This is a genomic window from Streptomyces sp. NPDC054047, from assembly GCF_055585065.1.
In genome coordinates this window covers 145,145-163,102 of record NZ_JBVJKV010000014.1, presented here as the reverse complement: position 1 = coordinate 163,102, position 17,958 = coordinate 145,145, and the positions used below count along the sequence as shown (strand labels likewise).

Below are 17,958 nucleotides of genomic sequence, written 5' to 3'. Positions count from 1 at the left end.
GTTCGGTTATGTTGGGTGGGTGTTGGTGAGGAGCCCCGGACGTGAAGAAGACCTCGACCCGTCTCGCAGACGGTCGTGAGCTCATCTACTACGACTCGCGCGACGACGCGGTGCGCGACGCCATCGACCGAAGGCCCCTGGACCCCATCGCCACCACGGCGGAGATCCGCAGGGACCCGCTCCTGGGCGACGCGGTCGCCATCGCGTCGCACCGCCAGGGCCGCACCTACCACCCGCCGGCCGACGAATGCCCGCTGTGCCCCTCCGCGGGCGAGCGGCTGAGCGAGGTCCCCGACTCCTCGTACGACGTGGTGGTCTTCGAGAACCGCTTCCCCTCGCTGGCCGGGGACGCCGGACGGTGCGAGGTCGTCTGCTTCACCTCCGACCACGACTCGTCCTTCGCCGACCTCACGGAGGAGCAGGCGGGACTCGTCCTGGAGGCATGGACCGACCGGACCGCCGAGCTCTCGCACCTGCCCTCCGTGGAGCAGGTGTTCTGCTTCGAGAACCGCGGCGCCGAGATCGGCGTGACCCTGGGCCACCCGCACGGCCAGATCTACGCCTATCCCTTCGTCACCCCGCGCACGTCCCTGATGCTGAGGTCGCTCGCCGCGCACAAGGAGGCGACGGGCCGCAACCTCTTCGACGACGTCGTGGCCGACGAGTCGGCCGCCGAGCGGGTGGTCCTGGAGACCGGGCACTGGGTGGCGTTCGTCCCCCGCGCCGCGCACTGGCCGTACGAGGTGCACCTCTACCCCAAGCGCCGGGTGCCGGACCTGCTCGGGCTCGACGAAGCCGCGCGCACAGAGTTTCCCCAGGTCTATCTGGAACTGTTGAGGCGCTTCGACCGGATCTTCGGCGAAGGTGAGGGCGGGACCGGGGCCCAGGCGCTCACTCCGTACATCGCGGCGTGGCACCAGGCACCGTTCGGCGCGCTCGACGAGCACGAAGGGGTCAATAGGGACGACTTCGCGCTCCACCTCGAGCTTTTCACCATTCGCCGCACTTCGGGCAAGCTGAAGTTCCTCGCGGGTTCCGAATCCGGCATGAGCGTGTTCATCAACGACGTGCCGCCGGAAGCCGCGGCCCAGCGACTGCGAGAGGTAGCGAGTTCATGAGCGGTAAGTACCTGGTCACCGGCGGGGCGGGCTATGTGGGAAGCGTGGTGGCCCAGCATCTGATCGAGGCCGGGCACGAGGTGACCGTCCTGGACAACCTCTCCACCGGATTCCGCGAGGGCGTCCCGGCCGGCGCGACGTTCGTCGAGGGCGACATCCGCGATGCCGCCAAGTGGCTGGACTCCTCCTTCGACGCCGTGTTGCATTTCGCCGCCTTCTCGCAGGTCGGCGAGTCCGTCGTGAAGCCCGAGAAGTACTGGGACAACAACGTCGGCGGCACGATGGCGCTGCTCGCCGCGATGCGCGACGCCGGGGTCCGCAGGCTCGTCTTCTCCTCGACGGCGGCGACGTACGGCGAGCCGGTCAGCACCCCCATCACCGAGACCGACCCGACCGCCCCGACCTCCCCGTACGGCGCGTCGAAGCTCGCCGTCGACCACATGATCACCGGTGAGGCCACCGCCCACGGCCTGGCCGCGGTCTCCCTGCGCTACTTCAACGTGGCGGGGGCGTACGGCCAGTACGGCGAGCGGCACGACCCCGAGTCGCACCTGATCCCGCTGGTCCTCCAGGTCGCGCAGGGCCGCCGCGAGGCGATCAACGTCTTCGGCGACGACTACCCGACCCCGGACGGCACCTGCGTCCGCGACTACATCCACGTCGCGGACCTCGCGCAGGCGCACCTCCTGGCGGTCGAGGCGGCCGCCCCCGGCGAGCACCTGATCTGCAACCTCGGCAACGGCAACGGCTTCTCCGTGCGCGAGGTCATCGAAACCGTCCGCAAGGTCACCGGACACCCGATCCCCGAGGTCATGGCCCCGCGCCGCGGCGGCGACCCGGCGGTCCTCGTCGCGTCCGCGGCCACCGCGCGGGAACGGCTCGGCTGGAATCCGTCCCGCGCGGACCTCGCGGGCATCGTCGCCGACGCGTGGGCATTCGCCCGGCGTTGACCGGTATCAAGGGGTAACTGATGGACGTAGCGGGACAGTTCGCCGAGTTGTACGGGTACGAGGCGGACGGGGTCTGGTCGGCGCCGGGCCGGGTCAACCTCATCGGCGAGTACACGGACTTCAACGAGGGCTTCGTGATGCCGCTCGCCCTTCCGCACACCGCGGTGGCGGCGGTGGCGCGCCGCACCGACGGCGTGCTGCGGCTGCACTCGGCGGACATCGACGCTCCCGTCGCCGAGCTGCGCGTCGACGAGCTGACACCCCTGTCGAAGTACGGCCAGGGCGGCTGGGCGGCCTACCCGGCGGGCGTGGTGTGGGCGCTGCGGGACGCGGGCCACGAGGTCTCCGGGGGCGCGGACATCCACCTCGCCTCGACCGTGCCGACGGGGGCGGGCCTGTCCTCGTCGGCCGCCCTGGAGGTCGTCACGGCACTCGCCCTGAACGACCTGTACGAACTGGGCCTGGACCGGCCCGGGTTGGCGGTCCTGGCCCAGCGCGCCGAGAACGCCTTCGTCGGCGTGCCCTGCGGTGTCATGGACCAGATGGCCTCCGCGTGCGCCACCGAGGGCCACGCCCTGCACCTGGACTGCCGGGACCTGACGACACGGCAGGTCCCCTTCGACCTCGCCGCGCACGGCCTGCGGCTGCTCGTCGTCGACACCCGGGTCAAGCACGAGCTGGGCGACGGGGCGTACGCCGAGCGGCGGGCCGGCTGCGAGGAGGGCGCGCGCGTCCTCGGCGTCTCCCACCTGAGGGACGTGCCGTACGCCGAACTCCCCGCCGCCCTGGAGAAGCTGACGGACGAGAAGATCCGCCGCTACGTACGCCACATCGTCTCGGACGACCACCGGGTGGAGCAGGTCATCGGCCTGCTCGACGCGGGGGAGGTCCGGGCGATCGGCCCGGTCCTGACCGAGGGCCACGCCTCGCTCCGCGACGATCTCCGCATCTCCTGCGAGGAGTTGGACCTGGTGGTGTCCACCGCGAACGCGGCCGGGGCGATCGGCTCCCGGATGACGGGCGGCGGCTTCGGCGGCTCGGCGATCGTCCTGGTGGAGGAGGTGGACGCGGAGCCGGTGACGAAGACGATCCTGGAGGCGTTCGCCTCGGCGGGCTTCACGGCCCCGCGGGTGTTCCCGGCGGTCCCGTCGACGGGAGCGCGCCGGGAGAGCTGACTTTCCCCGGCCCCGGCTGATCCAGCCCCCGGCTACCCCAGCCGCTTCGTGAGGGTGAACTCCTTCGCGCCCTCGGGGTAGTCGGGGATCACCGCCACCACTTCGTACCCCTGCCCGCGGTAGAAGCCGGGCGCCTGGAAGTCCCATGTCTCCACACGGGAGTTGAGGCAGTCCCGCTCCTCGCGCGCGATGCGCTCCGCCTCGGCGAGCAGCCGCGCGCCCAGGCCTGCCCCCTGGTGGTGCTCGCTGACCCAGAGGTGGTCCACATGGAGCCAGCGGCCCCAGGTGTGCCCGGCGAGGCCGCCCACCAGGCCCTCCGTGCGCTCCAGCAGCCAGACGGCCAGCGGTATTTCGCGGTCCTGCGGGGTGCCGCGCAGTGCGCGGATCACGGGTGACGCGGCGTTGTTCGCGTCCTGGAGCCCGGCAAGGAGCAGAGCGAACCGGTCTTTGTCGACTCCTGTCTCAATACGAAACATACGGCTCACCATAAACGCGCTGGCCAGTCAGTTCTGTAAATTACCTTCCGCTCCTGCCGTGCGGCCCTACTCTGAGTGGCAGTGCCGGTGGGGGCCGGCACTGATCAGGGGGCGAGACAGTCGGGTACGACACCCGGCGTGGGGGTAGTGGTCCAGTCCGGCGGCGGCCGGGCGACTGCGGCGACCCCCGCTCCGAGTGTCGTGCCCGCACCGTACGTCCTCCGACGTCTTTTCGACGGGGACATCCCCTGCTCTCCGAGGAGAGCTTGGGGAAGGGGGTTTCAGTGGTTCGTATCCGAGTCCTGGTCGTCGACGACCATCGCATCTTCGCCGAGTCGCTCGCAGCGGCCCTGGCGGCGGAACCCGACGTGGACGTGTCCGCGGCGGGCAGCGGTCCGGCCGCGCTGCGCTGCCTGGAGCGGGCGATAGCCGAGGGGCGCAGATACGACGTGCTGCTCGTCGACGCCGATCTGGGCGCCTCCGCGAGCGCAGTGCAGGGCGTGCGCCCCGCACCTTCGGTGCAGGAGGGCAACGCGGACGCTCTGGTGGACGGCATCTCCCTGGTGGCCGGGGTCCGTTCGGGCCAGCCGATGGTCCGCACGGTCGTGCTCGCCGAGAAGGACGACCCGCGCAGGGCCGCTCTCGCGCTGCAGGCCGGCGCTTCGGGCTGGGTCGCCAAGGACTGTTCGCTCTCCCGGCTCCTGACGGTCATACGGGGAGTGCTGCGGGAGGAGACCCATCTGCCGCCCGCGCTGCTCACCGGCGTCCTGCGTGAGCTGACCGCCGCGCGCAAGCACCGCACGGAGTCCGAGCGCCTGGTGGAGTCCCTGACGCCGCGCGAGCGCGAGGTGCTGCGCTGCATGGTGGCGGGCCTGGGCAGGAAGGCCGTGGCCGAGCGCCTCTTCCTCTCCCCGCACACGGTGCGTACGCACATGCAGAACGTGCTGGGGAAGCTGGGCGTCCACTCCACGCTCGCGGCCGTCGCGCTGGCGCGCAGGGCAGGGGTCGGGCCGGTCGACCTAGCCGGGGATGTTGTCGAACGGGGCGGTCAACTGGCGTAGCAGCGCGGCCAGTTCGCCACGCTGTCCGCGCGAGAGCTCGGCCAGGATCGCCCGCTCCTGCTTGAGGAGCCCGGCGAGTGCCTGGTCGGCGCGGTCCTGCCCTTCCTCGGTCAGCCGCACGAGCACGCCCCGCCGGTCGCTGGGGTCCGGAAGGCGCTCGACCAGGCCCTTCTTCGCGAGCCGGTCGATGCGGTTGGTCATCGTGCCGGAGGTCACCAGGGTCTGGGTCAGGAGTTGTCCGGGGGAGAGCTGGTAGGGGGCGCCCGCGCGCCGCAGCGACGTCAGTACGTCGAACTCCCACGGCTCCAGATGGTGCTCGGAGAACGCGAGGCGACGGGCCCTGTCGAGATGCCGCGCGAGCCTGCTGACGCGGCTGAGCACCTCGAGTGGTTCCACGTCGAGGTCGGGGCGCTCCCGGCGCCATGCTGCGACCAGACGGTCGACCTCGTCCTCCATGACGATCAGTGTAGGGGGTCTGTCGACATGAAGTCTCTTGACGTCAAGATACTTCGGGGTTCAGGATGGCGATACGACGTCCGTGGCGCCGGTACGAAGCGATGTGACGCCGGTACGAAGGTGACGTGACGCCGGTCCGAAGCGTGCACGAAGTCTGTGCGACGCCGAGGTCCTTACCGCTCGCCCCTTGCCCCCTGCCCCCTGCCCCTTGCCCCATGCCCCTTGCCCCTTGGCCCGAGGAGGCCCTCTGATGCCCGCCGCTTCCGGTAGCCCCGCCCCCACCTGGGACCCCGGCCAGTACCTGCGCCACTCCGGCCACCGCGCCCGCCCCTTCGTGGACCTGCTGGCCCGCGTCCCCGAACTGCCCGCCGCCGAAGGGCGTGCGCCGCGCATCGCGGACCTGGGCTGCGGCCCCGGCAACGTGACGCGCCTGCTCGCCGAGCGCTGGCCCACGGCGCACGTCACGGGCTTCGACAACTCCCCGCAGATGCTGGAGCAGGCGGAGCGCCTCGCGGGCCCCACCTCCGGCGGTGGCCGCCTGGACTTCGCCGCGGCGGACGCGGCGGACTGGGCGCCGCCCGCAAAAACGTACGACCTGATCCTGTCCAACGCGACGCTGCAATGGGTGCCGGGTCACCCGGACTCCTTCCCCGCCTGGATCGCGGCGCTGGCCCCCGGCGGCACGTTCGCCTTCCAGGTGCCCGGCAACTTCGACGCCCCGAGCCATGTCCTGATGCGGGAGCTGAGCGAGTCGGAGCGCTGGCGCGGCCGGCTCGGCGGCCGGCTCCGCCACGCGGACGCGGTGCTCCCGCCGACGGCCTACCTGGAGCGGCTGGTCTCCCTGGGGTGCGAGGCGGACGTCTGGGAGACGACGTACCTGCACCTGCTGGAGGGGGCGGACCCGGTCCTGGACTGGGTGAAGGGAACGGGCCTGCGGCCTGTGCTCACGGCCCTGGCGGGCGACGAGGGGGCGAGGCGGGAGTTCCTCTCCGAGTACGGGGAGCTGCTGAGGAAGGCGTACCCGGCGGGGCCGGGGGGCAGCACGGTCTTCCCCTTCCGCCGGGTCTTCGGAGTGGCCCGGAGGGAGGTCTGAGCCGGATGCTGACTGGCATCGACCACGTCCAGCTGGTCGCTCCCCCGGGGAGCGAGCCGGAGCTGCGGGCGTTCTACTGCGGGGTGCTGGGCATGACGGAGATCCCGAAGCCGGGGGCGCTGGTGGGGCGGGGCGGGTGCTGGTTCCTGGCGGGGGCCGGGGCCGGGGCCGGGGCGGGGGCGGGGGCCGGGGCCGTGCAGCTCCACCTCGGGATAGAGGGGGACTTCCGCCCGGCGAGGAAGGCGCATCCGGGGCTGCGGGTGCGGGACATCACCGCGTACGCGGAGCGGCTTGCCTCGCGGGGCGCGCCGGTGACGTGGGACGACGCGCTGCCGGGCCACCGCCGCTTCTACACGAACGACCCGGTGGGCAACCGCCTGGAGTTCCTGGAGGGGGCCCCTCCCACTCCACCCTGACCCCCGCTTCGCGGCGGAAGCCCCCACCCACCCACCCGAGCGCCCGGCAGTGCCCGATGCCTTCCGCCCGTCTCGACCTGAACCCCCGCTTTGCGGCGGATGCCCCCACCCACCCACCCGAGCGCCCGGCAGTGCCCGATGCCTTGCGCCCGTCTCGACCTGAACCCCCGCTTCGCGGCGGATGCCCCCGCCCACCCACCCGGGCGCCCGGCAGTGCCCGATGCCTTGCGCCCGTCTCGACCTGAACCCCCGCTTCGCGGCGGATGCCCCCGCCCACCCACCCATTACCCCGTGGCGTCGGATGCTCAGGGATCACCCCACCAGTCCGCGTGCTCGCTGTGGGGTGATCGGGTGGGCCGGAGGGAGACATCTGCCGCGAGGCGGCGGTCTCGGAGGGGGCGCCCCCCGATTACCCCGTGGCGGCGGATGCTCAGGGATCACCCCACCAGTCCGCGTGCTCGCTGCGGGGTGATCGGGTGGGTGGGAGGGAGACATCTGCCGCGAAGCGGCGGTCTCGGAGGGGGCGCCCACGGCAGGGTGCCGGGCGAAGTTCGGCGGTGCAGGGCGCGGGTGCTGCGGGGTGCTCGCCGGGGGACCGCGGGGAGTTCGCCGGAGCTTGTGGGGTGGGCGCCCGCGGGGTCTCGGGCGGGGGGGCGCCTCCCGGGCACCTGGACGCCGGGGGTCCGAATCCCCGGTGTGCAGGTGTCCGCCCTGGGGCGTCAGCTTTTGCGGTGGCCTATCAGGCGCGGCTTCGGCTCCAGGCCGTCCAGGCCGTGCCAGGCCAGGTTCACCAGGTGCGCCGCCACCTCCGCCTTCTTCGGCTTGCGGACGTCCAGCCACCACTGGCCCGTCAGCGCCACCATGCCCACCAGCGCCTGGGCGTAGAGAGGCGCCAGCTTCTGGTCGAAGCCCCGCGTCTTGAACTCCTGGCCCAGGATGTCCTCCACCTGCGTCGCGATGTCCGAGATCAGGGAAGCGAACGTGCCCGTCGACTGCGCCACCGGCGAGTCGCGGACCAGGATGCGGAAGCCGTCCGTGTACGTCTCGATGTAGTCGAGGAGGGCGAACGCCGCCTGTTCCAGGAGCTCGCGCGGATGGCCCGCCGTCAGCGCTCCCGTCACGCCGTCGAGCAGCGCCCGCATCTCGCGGTCCACCACCACCGCGTACAGACCCTCCTTGCCGCCGAAGTGCTCGTACACGACAGGCTTGGAGACACCGGCCTTCGCCGCGATCTCCTCCACCGACGTGCCCTCGAAGCCCTTGGCGGCGAAGAGCGTGCGCCCGATGTCCAGCAACTGCTCCCGGCGCTCGGCACCCGTCATCCGCGTCCGGCGCGTACGCCGGGGCTGCTTCTCTTTGCTGGCAGAACTGGAATTGCTGGAGTCGGTCGCCACGTCGTCAATCATGCCGGGCCGACGGTGTTCGGCTTCCGGCGGGAGTCGATACGGGACTCCGAGGGCCAGCGCACGTCCGTCGCCCAGCCCAGCTGCTCGCACCAGCGGATGATCCGCGCGGAGGAGTCCACCTGGCCCCGCAGCACACCGTGCCGCGCCGACGTCGGGTCGGCGTGGTGCAGGTTGTGCCAGGACTCGCCGCAGGACAGGACCGCGAGCCACCACACGTTGCCCGAGCGGTCGCGCGACTTGAAGGGGCGCTTGCCCACCGCGTGGCAGATCGAGTTGATCGACCACGTGACGTGGTGGAGGAGAGCCACCCGGACCAGTGAGCCCCAGAAGAACGCCGTGCAGGCGCCCCACCACGACATCGTCACCAGGCCGCCGACCAGCGGCGGGATCGCGAGGGAAACGATTGTCCAGAGCAGGAACTGGCGGGAGACCAGACGGATCGCCGGGTCCTTGATCAGGTCAGGCGCGTACTTCTCCTGCGAAGTCTGCTCCTCGTCGAACATCCAGGCGATGTGCGCCCACCACAGGCCCTTCATCAGGGCAGGGACCGTCTCGCCGAAGCGCCACGGGGAGTGCGGGTCGCCCTCCGCGTCCGAGAACTTGTGGTGCTTGCGGTGGTCCGCCACCCAGCGCACCAGCGGGCCCTCCACCGCCATCGACCCCGCCACGGCCAGCGCGATCCGCAGCGGACGCTTCGCCTTGAAGGAGCCGTGCGTGAAGTAGCGGTGGAATCCGATCGTGATGCCGTGGCAGCCCAGGTAGTACATGAACACCAGCAGGCCGAGGTCCAGCCAGCTCACCCCCCAGCCCCAGACCAACGGCACCGCCGCGACCAGGGCGAGGAACGGGACGATGATGAACAGAAGCAGCGTGATCTGCTCAAGGGAGCGCTTCTGCTCACCGCCCAGCGTCGCGGAGGGGGCCGAAGAGGGCGAGGAGACGTTCGTGGGGGCGTCGGTCGTCGATCGCGAAGCGTCTTCGATCACATCGGTGTCGGAATACGCATCGGAAGATGTGGTCATGGGCACGTCCCCTGTGGGGTCGAGGGTATGAGGGTCACGGCGCGAGTGCGGCGGGCGCACGATCACGGGTCCCGCGTTATCTACGGTCCCGTAACCTACGGCGTCGTAAGTATGGCAGCGCGGAACCCCGCGGCAAGAGGCCGCGAGTCCGTGCCGCGATGTGACACCTATCCTTGGAAACGGTCGGACAGCGCGGTCCGCTCTCTCTAACTCCCCCGGAACGCGGATTCCTATCCGGCCGGGGACCCCCCTCCCAGACCTGACGTGCTTCAACACTGCAAGGAGCCGCACCTGTGAGCAGTGCCGACGACCAGACCACCACAGCCAGCACCGAGCTGCGCGCCGACATCCGCCGCCTCGGCGACCTGCTGGGCGAGACCCTCGTACGTCAAGAGGGCTCAGAGCTCCTCGAACTGGTCGAGAAGGTCCGCAGCCTGACCCGAGAGGACGGCGAGGCCGCCGCCCGCCTGCTCGGTGGCACCGAACTGGAGACCGCGGCCAAGCTGGTCCGCGCCTTCTCCACGTACTTCCACCTGGCGAACGTGACCGAGCAGGTCCACCGCGGTCGCGAGCTGCGCGCCCGGCGTGCCGCCGAGGGCGGACTCCTGTCCCGTACCGCGGACCGGCTCAAGGACGCCGACCCCGAGCACCTGCGCCAGACCGTGCAGCACCTGAACGTGCGCCCCGTCTTCACCGCGCACCCCACCGAGGCCGCCCGCCGCTCCGTCCTCAACAAGCTGCGCCGCATCGCCGAGCTCCTGGAGACCCCGGTCATCGAGTCCGACCGGCGCCGCCACGACACCCGCCTGGCCGAGAGCATCGACCTGGTGTGGCAGACCGACGAGCTGCGCGTGGTCCGGCCCGAACCCGCGGACGAGGCGCGCAACGCCATCTACTACCTGGACGAGCTGCACGCCGGCGCCGTCGGGGACGTACTCGAAGACCTCACCGCCGAGCTGGAGCGCGTCGGCGTCCAGCTGCCGGAAGGCACCCGGCCGCTCACCTTCGGCACCTGGATCGGCGGCGACCGCGACGGCAACCCGAACGTGACGCCCGCCGTCACCTGGGACGTCCTGATCCTCCAGCACGAGCACGGCATCAACGACGCGCTCCTGCTCGTCGACGAGCTGCGCGGCTTCCTCTCGAACTCCATCCGCTACACCGGAGCCACCGAGGAGCTGAAGTCATCCCTCCAGCTCGACCTGGAGCGGCTGCCCGAGATCAGCCCCCGCTACAAGCGGCTGAACTCCGAGGAGCCCTACCGCCTCAAGGCCACCTGCATCCGGCAGAAGCTGGAGAACACCAAGGAGCGCCTGGCCCGCGGCACCGCCCACGAGGACGGGCGCGACTACCTCGGCACCGGTGAGCTGCTGCACGACCTCACCCTCGTCCAGACGTCGCTGCGCGCGCACAAGGGCGCCCTGTTCGCCGACGGCCGGATGAACCGCACGATCCGTACGCTCGCCGCGTTCGGTCTGCAGCTGGCCACCATGGACGTACGGGAGCACGCCGACGCCCACCACCACGCGCTCGGCCAGCTCTTCGACCGCCTGGGCGAGGAGTCCTGGCGGTACGTGGACATGCCGCGCGAGTACCGGCAGAAGCTGCTCGCCAAGGAGCTGCGCTCGCGCAGGCCGCTCGGTCCCTCCCCGGCCCCGCTGGACGCCGCGGGGGAGAAGACCCTCGGGGTCTTCCTCACCGTCAAGAAGGCCTTGGAGGTCTTCGGGCCCGAGGTCATCGAGTCCTACATCATCTCCATGTGCCAGGGCGCGGACGACGTCTTCGCGGCGGCCGTCCTGGCCCGCGAGGCCGGGCTCATCGACCTGCACGCCGGCTGGGCGAAGATCGGCATCGTGCCGCTCCTGGAGACGACGGACGAGCTGCGCGCCGCCGACGTCATCCTCGACGAGATGCTCGCCGACCCGTCCTACCGCAAGCTGGTCGCGCTTCGGGGCGACGTCCAGGAGGTCATGCTCGGCTACTCGGACTCCTCCAAGTTCGGCGGCATCACCACCTCGCAGTGGGAGATCCACCGCGCCCAGCGCAGGCTGCGTGACGTCGCGCACCGCTACGGCGTGCGCCTTCGCCTCTTCCACGGCCGCGGCGGCACCGTCGGCCGCGGCGGCGGCCCCTCGCACGACGCGATCCTCGCGCAGCCGTGGGGCACCCTCGAGGGCGAGATCAAGGTGACCGAGCAGGGCGAGGTCATCTCCGACAAGTACCTCGTGCCCTCGCTGGCCCGGGAGAACCTGGAGCTGACGGTCGCGGCGACGCTGCAGGCCTCGGCCCTGCACACCTCTCCCCGCCAGTCGGACGAGGCGCTCGCCCGCTGGGACGCGGCGATGGACGTCGTCTCGGACGCCGCGCACTCCGCGTACCGCAAGCTGGTCGAGGACCCGGACCTGCCGACGTACTTCCTCGCGTCGACGCCCGTCGACCAGCTCGCCGACCTGCACCTCGGCTCCCGGCCGTCGCGCCGCCCCGGCTCGGGCGTCTCGCTCGACGGCCTGCGCGCCATCCCGTGGGTCTTCGGCTGGACGCAGTCGCGGCAGATCGTGCCGGGCTGGTTCGGCGTCGGCTCGGGCCTGAAGGCGCTGCGCGAGGCCGGTCTGGACACCGTGCTCGGCGAGATGCAGGAGCACTGGCACTTCTTCCGGAACTTCATCTCGAACGTGGAGATGACCCTGGCCAAGACGGACCTGCGGATCGCCCGGCACTACGTGGACACGCTCGTCCCCGACGAGCTGAAGCACGTCTTCGACGTGATCGAGGCGGAGCACGCGCTGACGGTGCAGGAGGTCCTGCGCGTCACCGGCGGCGAGCAACTGCTCGACTCCCACCCGGAGCTTCAGCAGACGTTCGGCATCCGGGACGCGTACCTGGACCCGATCTCCTACCTCCAGGTCGCGCTCCTCAAGCGCCAGCGCGACGCGGCCGCGGCGGGCGAGGAGGCGGACCCGCTCCTCGGCCGCGCGCTGCTCCTCACCGTGAACGGTGTCGCGGCGGGCCTGCGCAACACCGGCTGACGCACGTGCGGGCGGGTGCTCCGGCACCCGGAGCACCCGCCCGCACGTCAGGTCAGGTCAGAACGCCAGCGTCGCGAAGGACGCCGTCAGGAGCGCGCCGCCCGCCACCGCGAGGCCCCAGGCCGTACGAGGGAGGCGAAGACCCCCGGCGACCACCACCGCGGACAGCAGCAGCGCCCCGCCCAGGGGGAGCCACGCGTGCAGGAAACCGGGGCCGCCGGTGCGGACGACCTCGGAGGTGCCGGGCTTCACCGCCACCGGAATCCGCGCCCCCTCCTTCTCCGCGATCGAGCGGTCGATCTCGACCCGGTCGCGCGGCTTGAAGCCGGAGGCCGAGGAGGACGACGAAGGGGCGTACGGACCCACGCAGGTGTCCGACGAGCACCGCGTCACCCGCATCGTGCCCCGCTCCCGCTCACCGGAGAGCATCACGTGCTGCGCCGTGCCCCAGGACGCCCAGAACCCCGCGACCAGCAGCAGCGCCGCAAGCGTGCCCATGGCCGTCCGGCGTACGAGTAGCAGCGCAGTCATGGCGGCGATCCTTGGCCATGGCGCTGCGCTCAGTCAACAGCCCTGGGGCAACCGGTCAAGAGTTGTACGAACTCTGCGCCCGCTCAAGACCCTCGATCACCAGAGCCTCCGCCGCGTCCGCCGCCCGGTCCACGAAGTAGCCGAGCTCCTTGCGCTCCGCCGACGAGAAGTCCTTCAGGACGAAGTCCGCGACCTGCATGCGCCCCGGCGGACGCCCGATCCCGAACCGCACCCGGTGGTAGTCCGGGCCCATCGCCTTCGTCATCGACTTCAGACCGTTGTGGCCGTTGTCGCCGCCGCCCAGCTTCAGGCGCAGCGTGCCGTAGTCGATGTCCAGCTCGTCGTGGACCGCCACGATGTTCGCCGTCGGCACCTTGTAGAAGTCGCGCAGCGCCGTCACCGGACCGCCCGACACATTCATGTACGACATCGGCTTCGCCAGGACGACCCGGCGGTTCGCCGGTCCCACGGGGCCGATCCGGCCCTCCAGCACCTGCGCCTGCGTACGACCGCTCCGCTTGAACGAGCCGCCGATCCGCTCCGCCAGGAGATCGGCCACCATGAAGCCCACGTTGTGCCGGTTCATGGCGTACCCAGGGCCTGGATTGCCCAGACCCACGATCAGCCAGGGCGCGCTGGGGTCCGTCGTCATCTGCATGTCTCCTTCATAGCCCAACCGCCGCCCCGCGCAGGAGCGCGGAGCGGCGGTTGGCAGAGTTCGAACCAAGTCGAGCTCAGGCGTTCGCGGTCGAGGCTCAGGCCTCGGCGGCGGCGTCGCCCTCGGCCTCGGTCTCGGAGGCCTCCTCGGCCTGCGCGGCCAGAACCTGCAGGACGACGACGTCGTCCTCGACGTTCAGGGTGGTGCCGGCGGGCAGCGGGATGTCCTTGGCGAGGATGGTCGCGCCGGCCTCGAGGCCCGCGATGGAGACGGTGACCGACTCGGGGATGTGCGTGGCCTCGGCCTCGACGGGCAGCGCGTTCAGGACGTGCTCGAGCAGGTTGCCGCCCGGGGCGAGCTCGCCCTCGGTGTGGACGTAGATGTCGACGTTGACCTTCTCGCCCTGACGGACGAGGAGCAGGTCGACGTGCTCGAGGAAGCCCTTGATGGCGTCACGCTGGACGGCCTTCGGGATCGCCAGGTGCTTCTTGCCGTCGATGTCGAGGGCGAGAAGGACGTTGGACGTACGGAGCGCGAGGTGCAGCTCGTGGCCCGGAAGCGTGATGTGGACGGGGTCGGCGCCGTGACCGTAGACAACGGCCGGGACCTTGCTCTCGCGGCGGATGCGGCGGGCGGCGCCCTTGCCGAACTCGGTGCGGGTCTCGGCGGCGAGCTTGACCTCGGACATGTGCACTCCTCGTAAGTCAGAAATGTCGAATGGGGTCGGTTACCCGGCCATACGACTACTGGCCTGCTACGAAGAGCGCGTCGATAACGGACCGCCGTACTGCAATGAGTACGGCCTCCCTCGCCGAGCAACTCCGTGAGTCTACCCGGCGGGGGAGGCCGCCTCAAAGTTGATCTATCGAACCCGCGAGGGCTAGGCCTGCTCGTCGAAGAGGCTCGTGACCGAACCGTCCTCGAAGACCTCACGCACCGCGTTCGCGATGGTCGGCGCGATCGAGAGCACCGTGATCTTGTCGAGCTCCAGGTCACCCGGGTCGGGCAGCGTGTCCGTGAACACGAACTCGCTCACCTTGGAGTTCTTCAGACGGTCCGCGGCCGGGCCGGACAGCACGCCGTGCGTCGCCGTCACGATGACGTCCTCCGCACCGTGCGCGAACAGCGCGTCGGCGGCGGCGCAGATCGTGCCACCGGTGTCGATCATGTCGTCGACCAGGACGCAGACGCGGCCCTTCACCTCACCCACGACCTCGTGGACGGTGACCTGGTTGGCGACGTCCTTGTCACGGCGCTTGTGCACGATGGCCAGCGGGGCGCCGAGACGGTCGCACCAGCGGTCGGCGACACGCACGCGGCCGGCGTCGGGGGAGACCACTGTCAGCTTGTCGCGGTCGACCTTCGCGCCCACGTAGTCCGCGAGGATCGGCAGGGCGAAGAGATGGTCGACCGGGCCGTCGAAGAAGCCCTGGATCTGGTCGGTGTGCAGGTCGACCGTGAGGATGCGGTCCGCACCCGCGGTCTTCATCAGGTCCGCCACCATGCGGGCCGAGATCGGCTCACGGCCGCGGTGCTTCTTGTCCTGGCGCGCGTAGCCGTAGAACGGCACGATCACGGTGATGGAGCGGGCCGACGCGCGCTTCAGCGCGTCGATCATGATCAGCTGCTCCATGATCCACTTGTTGATCGGAGCCGTGTGGCTCTGGATCAAGAAGCAGTCCGCGCCACGAGCCGACTCCTGGTACCGCACATAGATCTCGCCGTTGGCGAAATCGAAAGCCTTCGTCGGCACGATGCCGACACCCAGCTTGTGTGCGACCTCCTCGGCCAACTCGGGGTGGGCGCGGCCGGAGAAGAGCATCAACTTCTTCTCGCCGGTCGTCTTGATCCCGGTCACAGCACTTGTCTCCTCAGACGAGTTCTTCCCGCTGCCGAGTCCGCGCGTCCCGTGCGCTGAGTCGGCCGAAATGGTGTGCATCTATCACGGTACGCCGTGTCCGACGCACCTGTTTCCGGTCAGCTTCCGCTTGCCGAATTCCTGGACTCCCCGGACGCCGCCTCGGCCGCCCTCGCGGCCGCGCTGCCCGGACGCTTGCGCGCCACCCAACCCTCGATATTCCTTTGCTGGCCACGGGCCACGGCCAGCGAACCCGCAGGAACGTCCTTCGTGATGACCGAACCCGCCGCCGTGTAGGCGCCGTCCCCGACCGTGACAGGAGCCACAAACATGTTGTCCGAACCGGTCTTGCAGTGCGAGCCCACCGTCGTGTGGTGCTTGGCCTCGCCGTCGTAGTTCACGAAGACGCTGGCGGCACCGATGTTGGTGAAATCACCGATCGTCGCGTCACCCACGTAGGAAAGGTGCGGGATCTTCGTCCCCTCACCGATCTTCGCGTTCTTCATCTCGACGTACGTGCCGGCCTTCGACTTCACACCGAGCCGGGTGCCCGGCCGCAGATACGCGTACGGACCGACGCTCGCCTGCTCCCCGACCTCGGCGTCGTTCGCCACCGTGTTGTCCACGCGCGCGCCCGCGCCCACCCTGGTGTCCTTCAGGCGGGAGTTGGGCCCCACCTCGGAACCCTCACCGAGGTGCGTGGCGCCCTGGAGCTGCGTGCCCGGGTGCACGAGCGCGTCCTGCTCGTACGTCACCGTCGCGTCGATCCACGTCGAGGCGGGGTCCACGACCGTGACACCGGCCAGCATGGCCTCCGTCAGGAGGCGGTCGTTCAAGGTGCGGCGGGCCTGCGCCAGTTGCACCCGGTTGTTGATCCCCGCGATCTCCTGGTGATCACCGGCGACGGCGGCCCCCACCCGGTGCCCCGCCTCACGGAGGATTCCCAGCACGTCGGTGAGGTACTCCTCGCCCTGGCTGTTGTCCGTGCGCACCTTGCCGAGCGCCTTCGCGAGCAGCTGCCCGTCGAACGCGAAAACGCCGGAGTTGATCTCACGGATCAGACGCTGCTTCTCGGTGGCGTCCTTGTGCTCGACGATGCCGGTCACCGCGCCGCTCTCGCCGTCCCGCACGATGCGGCCGTAGCCGGTCGCGTCCGGGACCTCGGCGGTCAGCACCGTCACGGCGTTGCCGTCGCCGGTGTGCGTGGCCGCCAGCTTCCGCAGGGTCGCGCCGGTCAGCAGTGGGGTGTCGCCGCAGACGACGATGACGGTCCCGTCCACGGCGCCGCCGAGCTCGTCCAGGCCGATACGGACGGCGTGGCCGGTGCCCTTCTGCTCGCTCTGGTAGGCGGTGCGCACGTCGGGGGCGACGGCGGAGAGATGGCCGATGACCTGCTCGCGGGCGAACCCGACGACGGTGACGAGCCGCTCCGGGCTCAGCGCGTACGCGGCCTCGAGGACGTGCCCGATGAGGGAACGGCCGCAGATCTCGTGCAGGACCTTGGGGGTGGCCGACTTCATACGGGTGCCCTCACCCGCTGCGAGGACGACGACGGCTGCCGGGCAGTTGGCGCTCACGGGGATGCCCTTCGGCTTCGGATTGTGCGGGGAGTGGACATCCGCAGGATACCGGGGCGTTGTGGGGCGGAAATGAGGGCGGGTCCTGACCTTGCGGTCAGGACCCGAACGTAAGCAGCTCCCCCGCCAGGACTTGAACCCGGACAGATGGCACCAAAAGCCACAGTGCTGCCAATTACACCACGGGGGATTGAAGCGACCCAAATTGGACATTTGGCTAGGTCGCCGTTTCGGCACCCAACACTATGCCGTACCAAGCCCCTTCCATGCGACGGTAGAGATCGGCGCTTTGCCTCACATAGATCACGAGGCACCCGTAGTACCCGTCTCCCGTGTTCTTGCGCACGGTGCGGGGGTGGTGCTTTTTCAGGGTCGGCTTGCTGAACGCTCCCGCGTCGATGCCGACGACCTCTGCCCAGTGTCTTTCGGCGGCCGCCACGTCCGCGGATTCATGAATGCTGACGCGCAAGGTCAAGCGGTCGAGGCCGACGCCGAGCAGCGCCAGCCAGCGCATGTGGAGTCGGATCACGTTCGGGTCGCTGTTGATGAACTGGAGTACCTCGGTGCGGCGGTACGGCTTGTCCTTGGAGCCTTCGGCCCAATAGAGGGCGACTCCGGCGATGAGCAGCTCGCGGTCCGACAGCTCGCCGATCGCTGCCGCCGCTGCCTGCTTGGTCGCCCGGCGTTCGCGGTCCTGGTCGGCTCGCAGCCGTGCGAGTCCGGCGTTCATGCGTGCTCGTTGTTCCTCGGGCGTGCACTTGGGTTCTGGCTTCGGCAGGTCCCGCACCCACAGCGATACCGAACTCTTCGAGCAGCCCAGCTCGGCCTGGATCTCGTTGTACGTCCGGCCTTGGAGGCGCAGCTCCCGTGCCCGCTCCCGTAGGCCGTCCTTCGCCCTCGGGCGCTTGGTCCACTCGGCGGGAGGCTCGCCCTGCACGAGTCGGCTCAAGGTCTCCTTGTTGCGCACCCCGAGTTCCTCGGAGATCTGCCGCAGGCTCAGCCCCTCGCGCCGCAGCGCGATCGCTCGCTCTCGCAGGCCCTCGAAGTCCGCGTACTTGCTCGTGATTTCCGTCATGCGACGACCGTCGTCCGGAATGTGGACGTCCGGCCGGAAAGCGGGAGCGGTTCAACAGTT

General features: G+C 70.3%; 17 protein-coding genes and 1 tRNA gene. 7 read left to right on the top strand and 11 right to left on the bottom strand.

The genetic code is table 11. The features are described from left to right. Positions 1–41: 41 nt before the first annotated feature. Genes galT through galK form a run of 3 tightly spaced genes read left to right on the top strand, consistent with a single transcriptional unit; the run spans position 42 to position 3,243 of the window. On the top strand, positions 42–1,118 hold the full coding sequence (galT, locus tag ACZ6ZP_RS37795) for a galactose-1-phosphate uridylyltransferase (protein WP_351162949.1): 1,077 nt from the start codon (positions 42–44) through the stop codon (positions 1,116–1,118). After that, positions 1,115–2,068 (top strand): UDP-glucose 4-epimerase GalE, encoded by a 954-nt coding sequence (gene galE, locus ACZ6ZP_RS37790; protein ID WP_469410224.1) that lies wholly within the window; start codon positions 1,115–1,117, stop codon positions 2,066–2,068. The genes galT and galE overlap by 4 nt, the downstream gene beginning before the upstream one ends. A gap of 20 nt (positions 2,069–2,088) precedes the next feature. Next, positions 2,089–3,243: a galactokinase gene (gene galK / locus ACZ6ZP_RS37785; RefSeq protein ID WP_366463712.1), complete on the top strand. Its 1,155-nt coding sequence runs from the start codon at positions 2,089–2,091 to the stop codon at positions 3,241–3,243. Between the two features lie 32 nt (positions 3,244–3,275). Here the strand turns inward: galK and ACZ6ZP_RS37780 are convergent, their stop codons facing one another. Further along, a complete protein-coding gene (locus tag ACZ6ZP_RS37780) occupies positions 3,276–3,731 on the bottom strand; it encodes a GNAT family N-acetyltransferase (protein ID WP_366463711.1) in 456 nt (151 codons plus the stop codon). A 272-nt stretch (positions 3,732–4,003) separates the two neighbouring features. On the opposite strand from ACZ6ZP_RS37780, the gene ACZ6ZP_RS37775 reads away from it, so the two are divergent. Further along, positions 4,004–4,780 (top strand): response regulator transcription factor, encoded by a 777-nt coding sequence (locus tag ACZ6ZP_RS37775; RefSeq protein WP_351162960.1) that lies wholly within the window; start codon positions 4,004–4,006, stop codon positions 4,778–4,780. Here ACZ6ZP_RS37775 and ACZ6ZP_RS37770 read toward each other — a convergent pair. Continuing rightward, positions 4,739–5,236, bottom strand: a complete 498-nt coding sequence (locus tag ACZ6ZP_RS37770; protein WP_351162962.1) for a MarR family winged helix-turn-helix transcriptional regulator — start codon at positions 5,234–5,236, stop codon at positions 4,739–4,741. The genes ACZ6ZP_RS37775 and ACZ6ZP_RS37770 overlap by 42 nt on opposite strands. A 250-nt stretch (positions 5,237–5,486) precedes the next feature. On the opposite strand from ACZ6ZP_RS37770, the gene ACZ6ZP_RS37765 reads away from it, so the two are divergent. Both ACZ6ZP_RS37765 and ACZ6ZP_RS37760 read left to right on the top strand, forming a co-directional pair. Further along, entirely contained in the window at positions 5,487–6,329 is an 843-nt protein-coding gene (locus tag ACZ6ZP_RS37765; RefSeq protein ID WP_469410223.1) for a trans-aconitate 2-methyltransferase, read from the top strand. A 5-nt stretch (positions 6,330–6,334) separates the two neighbouring features. Continuing rightward, positions 6,335–6,745 (top strand): VOC family protein, encoded by a 411-nt coding sequence (locus ACZ6ZP_RS37760; protein WP_469410222.1) that lies wholly within the window; start codon positions 6,335–6,337, stop codon positions 6,743–6,745. A 719-nt stretch (positions 6,746–7,464) separates the two neighbouring features. Here the strand turns inward: ACZ6ZP_RS37760 and ACZ6ZP_RS37755 are convergent. Further along, on the bottom strand, positions 7,465–8,151 hold the full coding sequence (locus ACZ6ZP_RS37755; protein WP_351162969.1) for a TetR/AcrR family transcriptional regulator: 687 nt from the start codon (positions 8,149–8,151) through the stop codon (positions 7,465–7,467). Beyond that, the gene (locus ACZ6ZP_RS37750) at positions 8,148–9,173 is read right to left on the bottom strand and encodes an acyl-CoA desaturase (RefSeq protein ID WP_351162971.1); all 1,026 of its coding nucleotides are present in this window, start codon (positions 9,171–9,173) and stop codon (positions 8,148–8,150) included. The genes ACZ6ZP_RS37755 and ACZ6ZP_RS37750 overlap by 4 nt, the downstream gene beginning before the upstream one ends. A gap of 293 nt (positions 9,174–9,466) precedes the next feature. Here ACZ6ZP_RS37750 and ppc point away from each other — a divergent pair, with 293 nt between their 5' ends. Continuing rightward, complete coding sequence (ppc, locus tag ACZ6ZP_RS37745) at positions 9,467–12,199, top strand: phosphoenolpyruvate carboxylase (protein WP_351162973.1); 2,733 nt, start codon at positions 9,467–9,469, stop codon at positions 12,197–12,199. Positions 12,200–12,256: 57 nt separating this feature from the next. On the opposite strand, the gene ACZ6ZP_RS37740 is transcribed toward ppc, so the two are convergent. The 7 genes from ACZ6ZP_RS37740 to ACZ6ZP_RS37710 all read right to left on the bottom strand — a co-directional run bounded on the left by ACZ6ZP_RS37740 (position 12,257) and on the right by ACZ6ZP_RS37710 (position 17,898). Continuing rightward, positions 12,257–12,730 carry a hypothetical protein gene (locus ACZ6ZP_RS37740; RefSeq protein WP_366463708.1) on the bottom strand — a complete coding sequence of 158 codons (474 nt, stop codon included), beginning with the start codon at positions 12,728–12,730 and terminating at the stop codon, positions 12,257–12,259. Between the two features lie 55 nt (positions 12,731–12,785). After that, positions 12,786–13,388 carry an aminoacyl-tRNA hydrolase gene (gene pth, locus ACZ6ZP_RS37735; RefSeq protein ID WP_249589448.1) on the bottom strand — a complete coding sequence of 201 codons (603 nt, stop codon included), beginning with the start codon at positions 13,386–13,388 and terminating at the stop codon, positions 12,786–12,788. A 97-nt stretch (positions 13,389–13,485) separates the two neighbouring features. Then, on the bottom strand, positions 13,486–14,076 hold the full coding sequence (locus ACZ6ZP_RS37730; RefSeq protein WP_351162978.1) for a 50S ribosomal protein L25/general stress protein Ctc: 591 nt from the start codon (positions 14,074–14,076) through the stop codon (positions 13,486–13,488). Between the two features lie 192 nt (positions 14,077–14,268). Further along, entirely contained in the window at positions 14,269–15,246 is a 978-nt protein-coding gene (locus ACZ6ZP_RS37725; RefSeq protein ID WP_351162981.1) for a ribose-phosphate diphosphokinase, read from the bottom strand. Between the two features lie 119 nt (positions 15,247–15,365). Next, complete coding sequence (glmU, locus tag ACZ6ZP_RS37720) at positions 15,366–16,823, bottom strand: bifunctional UDP-N-acetylglucosamine diphosphorylase/glucosamine-1-phosphate N-acetyltransferase GlmU (RefSeq protein WP_351162983.1); 1,458 nt, start codon at positions 16,821–16,823, stop codon at positions 15,366–15,368. A gap of 118 nt (positions 16,824–16,941) precedes the next feature. After that, a tRNA-Gln gene (locus ACZ6ZP_RS37715) sits at positions 16,942–17,013 on the bottom strand. Between the two features lie 27 nt (positions 17,014–17,040). Continuing rightward, positions 17,041–17,898, bottom strand: a complete 858-nt coding sequence (locus ACZ6ZP_RS37710) for a hypothetical protein (RefSeq protein WP_469410221.1) — start codon at positions 17,896–17,898, stop codon at positions 17,041–17,043. Positions 17,899–17,958 lie beyond the last annotated feature (60 nt).

Coding starts and splice junctions, on each gene's coding strand:
- ACZ6ZP_RS37750 (WP_351162971.1), bottom strand. CDS start 9,173: ATGACCACATCTTCCGATGCGTATTCCGACACCGATGTGATCGAAGAC.
- ACZ6ZP_RS37780 (WP_366463711.1), bottom strand. CDS start 3,731: ATGGTGAGCCGTATGTTTCGTATTGAGACAGGAGTCGACAAAGACCGG.
- ACZ6ZP_RS37710 (WP_469410221.1), bottom strand. CDS start 17,898: ATGACGGAAATCACGAGCAAGTACGCGGACTTCGAGGGCCTGCGAGAG.
- ACZ6ZP_RS37740 (WP_366463708.1), bottom strand. CDS start 12,730: ATGACTGCGCTGCTACTCGTACGCCGGACGGCCATGGGCACGCTTGCG.
- galK (WP_366463712.1), top strand. CDS start 2,089: ATGGACGTAGCGGGACAGTTCGCCGAGTTGTACGGGTACGAGGCGGAC.
- ACZ6ZP_RS37765 (WP_469410223.1), top strand. CDS start 5,487: ATGCCCGCCGCTTCCGGTAGCCCCGCCCCCACCTGGGACCCCGGCCAG.
- ACZ6ZP_RS37755 (WP_351162969.1), bottom strand. CDS start 8,151: ATGATTGACGACGTGGCGACCGACTCCAGCAATTCCAGTTCTGCCAGC.
- ACZ6ZP_RS37770 (WP_351162962.1), bottom strand. CDS start 5,236: ATGGAGGACGAGGTCGACCGTCTGGTCGCAGCATGGCGCCGGGAGCGC.
- pth (WP_249589448.1), bottom strand. CDS start 13,388: ATGCAGATGACGACGGACCCCAGCGCGCCCTGGCTGATCGTGGGTCTG.
- ACZ6ZP_RS37730 (WP_351162978.1), bottom strand. CDS start 14,076: ATGTCCGAGGTCAAGCTCGCCGCCGAGACCCGCACCGAGTTCGGCAAG.
- ACZ6ZP_RS37760 (WP_469410222.1), top strand. CDS start 6,335: ATGCTGACTGGCATCGACCACGTCCAGCTGGTCGCTCCCCCGGGGAGC.
- galE (WP_469410224.1), top strand. CDS start 1,115: ATGAGCGGTAAGTACCTGGTCACCGGCGGGGCGGGCTATGTGGGAAGC.